Source organism: Pseudomonas entomophila, assembly GCF_013523125.1.
Taxonomy (GTDB): Bacteria; Pseudomonadota; Gammaproteobacteria; order Pseudomonadales; family Pseudomonadaceae; genus Aquipseudomonas; species Aquipseudomonas entomophila_B.
In genome coordinates this window covers 15,488-27,770 of the sequence record NZ_JAAMQJ010000008.1, presented here as the reverse complement: position 1 = coordinate 27,770, position 12,283 = coordinate 15,488, and the positions used below count along the sequence as shown (strand labels likewise).

The window sequence follows — 12,283 nt, the reverse complement described above, 5'->3', positions numbered from 1 at the left end:
CCGTCAGCTACCGGAGGGCGCAGCGAACAGGCTGCCCAGGTGGCTACGGCTCTGCTCGAGGCTGACGTTCTCGTTCAGCGCCTGGCGCAGGTAGCCGACCAGTCGCGGCTGCAAGGCGATCGCCTGGTCGGTCTCGGCATCGCCGCCTGCGACGTAGGCGCCGACGCTGATCAGGTCGCGCGCCTGGGACAGCTTCGACCACAGCTGCTTGAATTTCTGCGCCTCGCGCAGGTGCTCCGGGCTGACCACCTGCGGCATGACCCGACTGATGGAGGCTTCGATGTCGATCGCTGGGTAATGACCTTCTTCGGCCAGGCGCCGGGACAGCACGAAGTGACCGTCGAGCACGCCCCGCGCCGAGTCGGCGATCGGGTCCTGCTGGTCGTCGCCTTCGGACAGCACGGTGTAGAACGCGGTGATCGAGCCGCCGCCCGCCTCGCCATTGCCGGCACGCTCCACCAGCTTGGGCAGCTTGGCGAACACCGACGGCGGATAGCCGCGGGTGGCCGGTGGCTCGCCGATGGCCAGGGCGATCTCGCGCTGAGCCTGGGCGAAGCGGGTCAGCGAATCCATCAGCAGCAGCACGTTCTTGCCCTTGTCGCGGAAGTATTCGGCGATCCGTGTGCAATACATGGCCGCGCGCAACCGCATCAGCGGCGCATCGTCGGCCGGTGAGGCGACCACCACCGAACGCTTCAGGCCTTCGCTGCCGAGGATGTGTTCAATGAACTCCTTGACCTCGCGGCCCCGCTCGCCGATCAGCCCGACCACGATGATCTCGGCCTCGGTGAAGCGGGTCATCATGCCCAGCAGCACCGATTTGCCCACCCCGGTGCCGGCGAACAGGCCCAGGCGCTGGCCACGGCCCACGGTGAGCAGGCCATTGATGCTGCGGATGCCGACGTCCAGCGGCTGGCTGATCGGGTCACGGTTGAGCGGGTTGATCACCGGCCCGTCGATCGGCACCCAGTCCTCGGCCTTCATGCCGCCGCGCCCGTCCAACGGCCGCCCGACGCCGTCGAGCACGCGCCCGAGCATGCTCATGCCCATGGGCAGGCGCCCGCTGTCGGCCAAGGGCACCACCCGCGCACCCGGCGCGATGCCGGCGACGCTGCCGACCGGCATCAGGTACACCTTGCTGCCGGAAAAGCCCATCACCTCGGCCTCGACCTGCACCGCCTGGTAGCTGTCGTCGTTGATCACCACGCAGCGGCTGCCCACCGCCGCACGCAGTCCTTCGGCTTCCAGGGTGAGGCCGACCATGCGCAGCAGGCGCCCTTCCACCACGGGCCGGGTCGGCAGGTCGATCGCGTCGAGGTAGCCCGACAGGCGCTTGGCGAAACTGGTGCGTTCAACCGGCATCAAAGGTGTCCGTCTCGAGGTTCAGGTCAGGGCTGGCCGGGTGCAGGACCTGATCGTGCATCTGCACGAACAGCTGGCCCACAGCCTGTTCGATGCGCGTCTCCATGCTGGCGTCGATCCGGCTGTGCGCCGTCTCGATCCGGCACCCGCCAGGCAGCAGCGTGTCGTCCTCGAGCAATCTCCAGGTTTCTTCATGTCGCTCGCGCAATGCCTTGGCCGCCTCGAAATCCTGAGGGTTGAGGTGAATGCGAATGTTCTCGGCGCCCATCGGCAACAGCTTGAGGGCCTCGCGCAATACCTGGGTGATCTGCGTGGAATCCAGGCGCAGCTCGCGCCCGATCACCTGACGGGTGACATGGCTGACCAGGTGGACCAGTCCGCGCTCGATCTGCGCGTCCTGTTCGGCGATCGGCTCGAGCAGCTGGCCCATGACCCGCTCGAGGCTGTCCAGCTTGGCCGCCAGCGCCACCTCGGCCTCCTGCCGCACCTTGAGCTGGGTGCTGTGGAAGCCTTCGCGCTCGCCAGTGGCGAAACCCTCGTTCCAGGCCTCCTGGCGGATGCTCTCGAGCTCTTCGAGGGTCAGCGGCTGGACCTCGTCGAGCGGCACTTCCTCGACCTCGTCCTCCACCGCCTGGGATGGGGGTTCGGGCTCGGGCGCCGGGTCAGGCGGCGGATCGAAGCTGGGCAGCGCCCAGACATCGACGCCTCGCAGGTCGCGGGCGCGGATCAGGTCGCTGGAAGGGTCGTTGCTGGACATGCGCTGGGGTACTCGAAACCGTGACTGAAGGACCGGGCATCATGGAGTGGACACCCGGTCAGGCCCATCAGATCATTTCTTCGGCGCCTTTGCCACCCAGCACGATCTCGCCAGCCTCGGCCATGCGCCGGGCGATGGTGAGGATTTCCTTCTGCGCCGCCTCGACGTCGCTGACCCGGACCGGCCCCTTGGCTTCCAGGTCGTCGCGCAGCAGCTCGGAGGCGCGCTTGGACATGTTCTTGAAGACCTTGTCCTTGAACTTGTCGTCGGCGCCCTTGAGCGCGACCACCAGCACGTCCGAGGACACCTCGCGCAGCAGCGCCTGGATACCGCGGTCCTCGACATCGCCGAGGTTGTTGAAGACGAACATCAAGTCTTCGATCTGCTCGGACAGGTCGCTGTCGACCTCGCGGATCGAGTCCATCAGCTGGCCTTCGACCGAGCTGTCGAGGAAGTTCATGATGTCGGCGGCGCGCTTGATGCCGCCCAGGGTGGTGCGCGCGGCGTTGGAGTTGCCGGAGAACTGCTTCTCGAGGATCTGGTTCAGCTCCTTGAGCGCCGCCGGTTGCACGGTATTGAGCGACGAGACGCGCAGGATGATGTCCAGGCGCACCTTGTGGTCAAAATTGCTCAGCACCTCGCCGGCCTGGTCGGGATCGAGGTAGGCCACGACGATGGCCTGGATCTGCGGGTGCTCGTAGCGGATCACGTCGGCCACCGCACGGGGCTCCATCCACTTGAGGCTGTCCAGGCCGCTGGTGTTGCCGCCCAGCAGGATGCGGTCGATCAGGCCGTTGGCCTTGTCTTCGCCCAGGGCCTGGTTGAGCATCTTGCGGATGTAGCCGTCCGAGCCTACGCCCAGGCTGGTCTGATCGCCGACGATGTCGACGAACTCGCTCATCACCTGCTGGACCTGCTCGCGGTTGATGTTGCCCATCTGCGCCATGGCCACGCCGACGCGCTGCACTTCCTTGGGCCCCATGTGGCGCAGGACCTGGGCCGCGTCGGTCTCGCCGAGCGACAGCAGCAGGATGGCAGCCTTGTCGACCTTGGTCAGTTTGGCGGTAGCGGCTCGGTTGTCACTCATCGTCGTTGATCCACTCTTTGACGACCTGGGCGACACGGCCCGGGTCTTCGGCCACCAGGCCCTTGATTGCGTTCAACTGCGCCTCGTAACCCTCTTGCGGGCTAGGCAGCAGAATGCTTTGCGGCCCGCTGAGGCTCACACGGTCGTTGGCCAGTTCGCCATCGGCACCGATCATGCCGCCCATCTCCATGTCGCTGCCCAGCGCCTCGGCCGGACGGCCGCCACCGGAAATGTTCTTCAGCACCGGACGCAGCACGCCGAACACCAGTACCAGGATGAACAGCACGCCGAGCACCTGCTTGACGATGTCCCAGAACCACGGCTGCGAGTAGAACGGCACTTCGGCGATCACCTCGCCACGGTCGGCGGAGAACGGCACGTTGATCACGCTGACGCTGTCGCCGCGGCTGGCGTCGAAGCCCACCGCGTCCTGCACCAGGCGGGTGAAGCGCGCCAGGTCCTCGGCGCTCCACGGCGTGCGGGTGGTCTCGCCGGTCGCCGCGTCGAGCTTGAGCTGGTCGTCCACCACCACGGCCACCGACAGACGGGTCAGGCGCCCTTGCTGCTGGCGGGTATGGCTGATCGAGCGGTCGAGCTCGAAATTGCGCGTGGTCTGCTCACGCTTGTCGCTCGGGTACGGCGCCAGCATGGGCTGACCGGTGGCCGGGTCCATGATCTGCTGGCCGTTGGCGTCGAGCAGTGGCTGGCCGGGCTGGATCGCGCCAGCGCCCGCCGCACCGCCGGTGGCGACCTGGGGCGCGGCAGCGGCCGCCGGTGGCTGGTTGCTCAGCGCGCCGGGGACGCCCGACGAACCCGAGCTGCTGGAACGCTGCTCGTTGACCGCCTGCTCGCTGCGCAAGGCCGGCTGGTCGGGGTTGAACTGCTCGGAGGTGGACTCGACCGCATTGAAGTCGACGTCGGCCGACACCTCGGCCTTGTAGCGGTCGTTGCCCAGCACCGGCTGCAGGATGCTTTGCACGCGCTGGGTCAGCAGGCCTTCGATGCGCCGGCTGTAGTCGAACTGCTTGCCGGCGGCGCTCATCGCCGTGTCCTGCAACTGGTCGGACAGCAGGTTGCCTTTCTGGTCGACCACGGTGACCTGGGACTTGTCCAGTTCCGGCACGCTGGTCGCCACCAGGTTGACGATGGCCATGACCTGACCGGCTTCGAGCGAGCGCCCGGCGTACATCTCGATCAGCACCGAGGCGCTGGGCTTGCGCTCGTCGCGCACGAACACCGAGCTTTTCGGGATTGCCAGGTGCACGCGGGCGGCCTTGACGTTATTCAGGCTGGCGATGGTCCGCGCCAGCTCGCCTTCCAGGCTGCGCCGGTAGCGGGCGGCTTCCATGAACTGGCTGGTGCCCAAGCCTTGCTCCTTGTCGAGCATTTCGAAGCCGACGTTGCCGTCGTTCGGCGCGACGCCTGCGGCGGCGAGCTTCAGCCGCGCGCGCGACAGGTCATCGGCCTTGACCAGCAAGGCGCCGGAGTTCGGTTCCACCGTGTAGGGAATGTCGGCAGAGGCCAGGGTGTCCATGACCTGCTTGGTGTCCATGCCCGCCAGGCTGCCGTACAGCGGCCGGTAGTCCGGCTGCTGCGACCAGAGCACCACGGCAAAGCCGATGGCCACGCTCGCGGCCAGGCCGACCAGCAGGCCCATCTGGCGCAGAACCGGCATCCGCGAAATGTTTTCCAGGAACGCCAGGCCCGGCAAGCCAGGCTTGCGGGGGGCGGGAGCGCCGCTGGTAGCGGGTGGAGTGTCGAGTGCTTCGGCCATGTCTTAGCTTGCCCTCAAACCGGCATCTGCATGATGTCCTGATACGCTTGGACCACTTTGTTGCGCACTTGGGTCAATGCCTGGAACGAAACGCTGGTCTTTTGCGAGGCGATCATCACGTCGGTCAGGTCGACGCCGCTCTTGCCGATCTCGAAGGCGTTGGCCAGCTGCGAGGACGCCTGCTGGGTCTCGTTGACCTTGCCGATGGCCTGACCCAGCATGTCGGCGAAGTTCATCGCACCCGCCTCGGGGGCGGCCGTGACCGTTGTCCGCGACAGCGACATGGCGTCGGCCTGCATGGCGCGCATGTCCAACATCAAACGATTGAATTCAACACCTTGGCTCATGGACTTCTCTCTGCGACGGCCGCATTTTTTTGACACTCCTGCGGCGGATAGTCACGACCTAGCAACAAGGATGCCAGCACCTGTTTCAGCGGCGTGACAGCGCGCTCAAAGGTCGGGCTCGGCGTCCAGATCCAGACCAGCGTCACGCATCTGCGCCAGCTTGTAGCGCAGGGTGCGGGCGCTGATGCCGAGCCGATCGGCGGCCTCCTTGCGTCGGCCGCGTTCGCTGCGCAAGGCATCGAGAATCACCTGGAACTCATGGCGGCGCAGGTCGTGTTCCAGCCCCGAAGGCATGGCAGGGGCTTGCGCGATGTCGGGCATGGCAGGCGGGGGCACGGCAGCCAGGGTCGGCATGCTGCCCTCCAGACAGAAATCCGCCACGTCGATCACGCCACCCTGCTGCAGGATCAACGCGCGCTGAAGCGCGTTGTCCAGCTCGCGCACGTTGCCAGGCCAGCCATACGCCAGCAGCGCCTGCCGGGCGGCCTCGGAGAAACGCACGGGCGCGTGCCGCATCTTGCCGACATGGCGCGCCAGCAAACGCTCGGCCAGTGGCAGAATGTCGGCGCTGCGCGCGCGAAGCGGCAGCAAGCGCAGGGGAAAGACCGACAGGCGGTAGTAGAGGTCTTCACGGAACCGCCCCGCCGCCACCTCGGCCGTCAGGTCGCGGTTGGTGGTGGCCAGCACGCGGATGTCCAGCGCGATCGGCTTGCGCCCCCCGACCCGCTCCACTTCACGCTCCTGCAGGACACGCAGCAGCTTGGCCTGCAAGGCCAGCGGCATCTCGGAAATCTCGTCGAGCAGCAGGGTACCGCCCTGGGCCTGTTCGAACTTGCCGGGCTGGGCGGCGATGGCGCCGGTGAAGGCGCCCTTTTCATGGCCGAACAACGTGGCTTCGAGCATGTTGTCGGGAATTGCCGCACAGTTGATGGCCACGAAGGGCTGTTCGGCGCGGGCCGAACGACGGTGAATGTAACGCGCCAGCACCTCCTTGCCAGTGCCCGATTCGCCCGCGATCAGCACCGTCGAGTCACTGCGTGCGACCCGCGCGGCCAGGTCGAGCAGGTGTCGACTGGACGGTGCGCACGCCACCGGCCCGTCATCGTCGGACGGCAGTCGCCCCTGCCCATGCCGCTCGATCAGCGTCACCAGCGCGCGTGGCTCGAAGGGTTTGACCAGGTAATCCACGGCCCCCTGACGCATGGCGTCGACAGCGCGCTCGACGGTGGCGTGGGCGGTCATCAGCAGCACGGGCAGTTGCGGTTGGGTGTGGCGCAGGTGCATCAACAGGCGATGCCCGTCCATGCCGGGCATGTTGACGTCGCTGATCACCAGCCCATAGGTCTCCTGCGTCACGGCAGCCAAGGCCGCCTCGGCACAGTCCACGGCCCGATGCTCGAACCCCCCGATGTCCAGGGTATCGGCCAGGGCCTGGCGCAGCGCCGGGTCGTCTTCGACCAGCAGGACCTTGATCATGAACGTCCCGACGCTGGCGCATGCGCCTCGAGCACAGGCAGCTCGATGCCGACGCAGGTGCCACGCCCCAGACGCGAGCGCCACTGCACATGCCCCTGATGGGCACGCACCACGGCCTTGGTCACGGCCAGCCCCAGCCCCGTGCCGGTGGGCTTGGTGGTCAGGAACGGCTCGCCCAGGCGAGCCAGCAGGCTCGGCGCAATGCCGGGGCCGGCATCGCTGATGGCCAGGCGCAGGACCGTACCGCGCCGGTAGAGATGCACCTTGACGCGCGCGGGTGCCTCGCTGGCCTGCAGGGCATTGTCCAGCACGTTGAGCACGGCACCGACCAGCGTATCGCGGTTGCACAACACCTCGCCCAGGCGGGCGTCGCACTGCCAACGCACCGCATGCCCCTGGACATGGCTCTGCGCAGCCTGTTGCAGGGCCTGGAACAGCGCCTTGGGCGTGAGCTTGTCGGTCAGCGGCAATTCCCCGCGGGCGAAGACCAGCATGTCGCGCACCTGGTGCTCCAGCTCGTGCAGGCGGGCCTTAAGGGTGTGGACGAAGCGCTGACGGGTGGCGGCAGGCAAGTCGGCCTCAGCGTCGGCCAGGTGGCCGGCATACAGCATGGCCGCCGACAGCGGGGTACGAATCTGGTGAGCCAGGGACGCCATCATCCGACCCAATGAGGAGAGACGCTCATGGCGCGCCAGCTGGTCCTGCAGGCGTCGAGTTTCCGTCAAGTCGGTGAGCAGCACCAGTTGGCCGGGCTCGGCGTCCAGCGACCGGGTAGCGATGGACAGGCGGCGACCATCGCGCAGGGAGACCTCATGCCCATCGTCCTCGCGTGGCGCGAAGCAGCGAGCGATGACCTGACGCCATGACTCGCCCTGCAATGGCTCGCCCAGCAGATCGCTGGCAGCCGGATTGGCTTCGCAGACGTGTCCCTGGGCATCGATGACGATCACCCCGCCTGGCAGCAGGTCGAGCAGATGGCGCAGGCGGTCGGCCAGGCGCGCCTTGTCGTCCAGCTCGGCCAGGCGCTGCTCGCTGACGGCCGCCAACTCTCCCTTGAGCGCATTGATCCGCGCTTCGAGCATGCCATAGGAGTCGGCCAACTGATCGGCCACCTGATCGACGCGGCAAGCCGCCTGCTCACGAACTGGACGCTCGCGTGGAGTAGAGGGCGTGGAGGCAGAAACGGCCGACGGGCGGACGGATGAGGCGGCGTGAGGCATCGTGCTGTCTCGTAGGGCTGACCGTCAAAAACGGTACGGTACGAGAGGAGGAAGCAATCACCGTGCCGGGTGAAGACAAGGCAGCCTGGGAGCGCGAAGCGAGGCCGAAGCCGCCATCGCGGGCAAGCCCGCTCCCACACCCGTAGTTACACCGCCGTGGTACAGACGATCGCGGTACTGTGGGAGCCCGCTCTCACACGCGTTACACCGCCGTGGTACAGGCGATCGCGGTACTGTAGGAGCGGGCTTGCCCGCGATGGGCTGCAAGGCAGCCCTATGAAACTTCAGTTACAGGCGCCCCCGACCCGGTGCGAGCGCCATACACCCCTCATTCGTCCGCCGCGTCTTCCCCTTCACGCCGACTCATGCCGTACTTGCGCATCTTCTCCACCAACGTGGTGCGACGAATGCGCAACCGTTCGGCGGCGCGGGCGACGATGCCGTTGGCGTCGTCCAGCGCCTGCTGGATCAGCCCCTGTTCGAGGTTGCCCAGGTAGTCCTTGAGGTCCAGCCCTTCGGGCGGCAGCATGGCATGGCCGGAGAAGCTGGCGGCCTGACCATTGATCGCGACGCGCTCTTCGAGCTCCGTGCGCAGGCTGTCGACGATCTGCTCGTCTTCGTCCTCGACGTAGCGGAATTTCTTCGGTAGCTCGGACACGCCGATCACCCCGTACGGGTGCATGATGGCCATGCGCTCGACCAGGTTGGCCAACTCCCGCACGTTGCCCGGCCAGCCATGCCGGCATAGCGACATGATCGACGCCGAATTGAAGCGGATCGAGCCGCGCTTCTCGTGCTCCATGCGCGAGATCAGCTCGTTCATCAGCAGCGGGATGTCTTCGACCCGTTCACGCAGCGGCGCCATCTCGATGGGGAACACATTGAGCCGGTAGTACAGGTCTTCACGGAACGACCCGAGCTCGATCATCTGCTCGAGGTTCTTGTGGGTCGCGGCAATGATGCGCACGTCGATGCTCTGGGTCTTGTTGCTGCCGACCCGCTCGAACGTTCGCTCCTGCAGCACGCGCAACAGCTTGACCTGCATCGGCAACGGCATGTCACCGATCTCGTCGAGGAACAGCGTACCGCCATTGGCCAGCTCGAAGCGCCCGGCACGGCTGGTGATGGCACCGGTGAAAGCGCCCTTTTCGTGACCGAACAGCTCGCTCTCGAGCAGCTCGGCCGGAATCGCGCCGCAGTTGACCGGCACGAACGGCGCTTCGCGGCGCTTGGAATGGTAATGCAGATTGCGGGCGACCACTTCCTTGCCAGTGCCCGATTCGCCGAGGATCAGCACGCTGGCGTCGGTGTTGGCCACCTGCTGCATCATCTGCCGGACGTGTTGGATCGCGCGGCTGGTACCGACCAGGCTGCGGAACAGATTGGTTTCGCGCTGGCGGCCCCGTTCGCGGGCCTGGTCGTACATCTCGCGATAGACCTGGGCACGGTGCAGTGAATCCAGCACCTGGCTGTAGCTGAGGGGCATTTTCAGGCTGGACAGCACCCGCCGGCGCAGCTCTTCAGGGAAGTCGGCGACAGAAATATCGCCAATCAGCAAAATCGGAAGGAACTCATCCCAGGCCAGCACTGTCCTAAGCAGCCCAGAGACCGTCGCGGGCGCCTCGACCGTGCCGACGAGGACGCAGAGCACCTCCCGGTTTGACGCCAGGGACTCGACCGATTGCGACCAATCCTGGCTGGAGCACGGCAGGTTCTCTTCGCCCAGGAAATTCAGCACCACCGCCAGATCGCGTCGGCGTTCACTGTCGTCGTCGATCAGGAGAATTTTTGATTCACGCCACATGCAATAGCAACTTCCCTAGTCATATCGGCGCCCGGGGGCAGGCTCGACACCATTACGACTGAATGCTCAGCGTTCACGACGTCATCTACGAAAACAGCTACTAGTTAAGTCAAAAAACCACGAGCAGTCAATTTGTTGGCGCCCGTGTTTTGCATCATCCAGTGTCAGCTGAACAAATGGTATACCTTCGTCGCCGTTTGCGCCTGTCGGATTTCAGTCATTTCCGCTATCAAACTTTGACGTTCGTCACTTGCTATGTCGATCAGCTGACGGTAGACACGCAACAAGTCCTCGAGCCGCCCCTTCACTGCCTGCTGATTGATGGCAGATTCGGCCAGTACTTCATCGACGCACACCCGGCATTCGAGGTCCAGTTCGCCAATGGCCTCCCAATCACGCGTGGCCAATGCCGCGAGCAAGGCCTGACGGGTGTGGTCGATGCGTTCGAGGACTGCATTCATCGGAGCGTCTCCTAGAAATCCGGGCCAGCCTGGTCGCCGATCGCATCCCAGCCTTCCTTGACGGTGATCAGCAAGCGCGCCACTTCGTCGATGATGGCCGGGTCGTTCTTCACATTGGCTTCGATCAGACGGCGGCTCATGTAACTGTAGAGGCTGTCCAGGTCGGCCAGTTGCGCCCCGTGGTTCTCCAAGTCCAACCCTTCGCGCAGGCCGCCGATGATGTCGATGGCCTTGCCGATCAATACGCCGCGCTGGGCCACATCGTTGCGCGCCATGGCGCCCTTGACCTGAGCCATGCGGTCCAGACCGCCCTGCATCAGCATCTGCACCAGGCGGTGCGGGCTGGCTTCGGAGGTTTGCGCGACGCTGTTGACTTTCTGGTATTGGCGCATGGCCAGCATTGGGTTCATGGTCTGCCTCATTGCAGCGAATGGATTGCATGTACCGGGTTATCGTCGTCAGAACGGGAAACTTTAGACCAAAAAAAACCCGCGGGGCTCGTCGGGCGACCGCGGGTCGGTGTACCGGATGCCGGTCAGGAGTTCTTGGCCTGGGCGTTGATCGCGTCAAAGATCGAGGTGATCTGAGCCGCCTGGGCCTTCATCTTGCCCAATGCGGCATCGAGCGCCACGTAACGCTTGGTCAGCGATTCGGTCAGCGATTCGGTCCGACGGTCCAGCGCCGCCTGCTGCTCGGTCAGGCCCTTGGCAACCTTGTCGAGGTTGCTCTTGCGGGTGGCCAGGCTACCGTCGGTGGCGTTGTAGGGGTTGATCGCACTCTTGAGACGGCTGAACAGGCCCTTTTCACCCGTGAAGAACGCCTCGACGCTGGTGCCCAGCTTCTTGTCGTTCATCGCCGTGGTGAAGGTGGTCGTGTTGAACGCCAACGTGCCGTCCTTCTGAGTAGCCACGCCCAGCTGACTGAGGGTGGACAACTGGTCGCCAGCCCCGGCCGTTGCCAGCACGCCACGGATGTCGGCCAGCAGCGAGCGCGTGGTCGGGTCGTTGGTCAGCGACCCCAGGACCGTCTTGCCATCAGCGTCCGTGGACGTGCTGGTCAAGGAAGTGATGCCCTTCTGCAAGGTGTTGAACGCATCGACGAACGCCTGCACCGAGGTCTTCAGGCCGTCATTGTTGGGTGCCACCGTCACCTTGACGGCGGTCGCCGGCACCGGTGCCGAGGCCAGGTCGAGGGTCAGCCCGCTGATGGCGTCAGTGATGGTATTGATGCTGCTGGACACCGCCAGCCCGTCGATGGTCAGCGAGGCATCCTTGGCGAGCTCGGTGATGAAGCCTGCACCGTTGCCACTCATCTTCTGGGTGCCGTCGATCGCCAGCGAGGCGATACCGCTGACCGACACGTCCGACCCGGCGCCAGTGGCGTTGGAGCCCAGCACCAGCCGGGCGCCGTCCCCGGCATTGATGATGTTGGCCGAGAAGCCGCGAGGGCCGAGTTCCTTGTTGATCTGGTCGCGGACACTCTGCAGGGTGGCGCCGTCGGCGACATCGATCGAATAGCTGTTGCCGCTCTGGGTGAGGGTCAGCTTGCCGGCCTCCACACTGCTGCTGGCGCCCCCGGTGAACACCTGGCTGGCAATCTTGGAGCTGGTGGCCAGGTTGTTGACCTGGACACTGTAGCTGCCGGCCACGGCCGTGTTGCTCGAGGTGACCTTGAGCACGCTCTCGTTGGACGAGCTGGCCGCGAAGGCATTGAACGAGGGGGCGGTGGTGCTGCTGAGCTTGTCCAGCGACGACTGGAAGGTGGTCAGCGCACTGCGCAGCGCGCCGATGCCCGACAGCATCGCGGTGTTGTTGCTGGTCTGCCGAGTGATCTGGCCTTGCTTGGCCGCCGTGTCTGCCTTGACCAGCGAGGTGACGATGGTGCCGATCTCCAGGCCGGAACCCAGGCCGGTGCTGGATACGATGGTAGAAGCCATGTCATTGTCTCTCTCTGTTGATCGCTACGCCTGATCCGGGTGCCTGGCCCCTGCCCTGA

The 12,283-nt window shown here is 65.6% G+C and carries 11 protein-coding genes; all 11 read right to left on the bottom strand.

The window, feature by feature from the left end:
* Positions 1-3: 3 nt before the first annotated feature.
* Positions 4-1,362, bottom strand: a complete 1,359-nt coding sequence (fliI, locus tag G7007_RS06635; protein ID WP_181100149.1) for a flagellar protein export ATPase FliI — start codon at positions 1,360-1,362, stop codon at positions 4-6.
* A complete protein-coding gene (gene fliH, locus G7007_RS06630) occupies positions 1,352-2,119 on the bottom strand; it encodes a flagellar assembly protein FliH (RefSeq protein WP_181100146.1) in 768 nt (255 codons plus the stop codon). Before fliH ends, fliI begins: the two co-directional genes overlap by 11 nt.
* Positions 2,120-2,186: 67 nt before the next feature.
* The gene (gene fliG / locus G7007_RS06625) at positions 2,187-3,206 is read right to left on the bottom strand and encodes a flagellar motor switch protein FliG (RefSeq protein ID WP_060394398.1); all 1,020 of its coding nucleotides are present in this window, start codon (positions 3,204-3,206) and stop codon (positions 2,187-2,189) included.
* Positions 3,199-4,980 (bottom strand): flagellar basal-body MS-ring/collar protein FliF, encoded by a 1,782-nt coding sequence (fliF, locus tag G7007_RS06620; protein WP_181100144.1) that lies wholly within the window; start codon positions 4,978-4,980, stop codon positions 3,199-3,201. Before fliF ends, fliG begins: the two co-directional genes overlap by 8 nt.
* A gap of 14 nt (positions 4,981-4,994) precedes the next feature.
* Positions 4,995-5,327, bottom strand: a complete 333-nt coding sequence (fliE, locus tag G7007_RS06615) for a flagellar hook-basal body complex protein FliE (protein ID WP_181100142.1) — start codon at positions 5,325-5,327, stop codon at positions 4,995-4,997.
* Between the two features lie 105 nt (positions 5,328-5,432).
* The gene (locus tag G7007_RS06610) at positions 5,433-6,803 is read right to left on the bottom strand and encodes a sigma-54-dependent transcriptional regulator (RefSeq protein WP_181100140.1); all 1,371 of its coding nucleotides are present in this window, start codon (positions 6,801-6,803) and stop codon (positions 5,433-5,435) included.
* Positions 6,800-8,023, bottom strand: a complete 1,224-nt coding sequence (locus G7007_RS06605; protein ID WP_181100138.1) for a sensor histidine kinase — start codon at positions 8,021-8,023, stop codon at positions 6,800-6,802. The genes G7007_RS06610 and G7007_RS06605 overlap by 4 nt, the downstream gene beginning before the upstream one ends.
* 328 nt (positions 8,024-8,351) lie before the next feature.
* Complete coding sequence (locus G7007_RS06600; protein WP_181100136.1) at positions 8,352-9,827, bottom strand: sigma-54 dependent transcriptional regulator; 1,476 nt, start codon at positions 9,825-9,827, stop codon at positions 8,352-8,354.
* A gap of 164 nt (positions 9,828-9,991) precedes the next feature.
* On the bottom strand, positions 9,992-10,288 hold the full coding sequence (gene fliT / locus G7007_RS06595; RefSeq protein ID WP_181100134.1) for a flagellar protein FliT: 297 nt from the start codon (positions 10,286-10,288) through the stop codon (positions 9,992-9,994).
* 11 nt (positions 10,289-10,299) lie between these two features.
* Positions 10,300-10,698, bottom strand: a complete 399-nt coding sequence (gene fliS / locus G7007_RS06590; protein ID WP_181100132.1) for a flagellar export chaperone FliS — start codon at positions 10,696-10,698, stop codon at positions 10,300-10,302.
* 125 nt (positions 10,699-10,823) lie between these two features.
* Complete coding sequence (fliD, locus tag G7007_RS06585) at positions 10,824-12,224, bottom strand: flagellar filament capping protein FliD (RefSeq protein WP_181100130.1); 1,401 nt, start codon at positions 12,222-12,224, stop codon at positions 10,824-10,826.
* Positions 12,225-12,283: the final 59 nt, after the last annotated feature.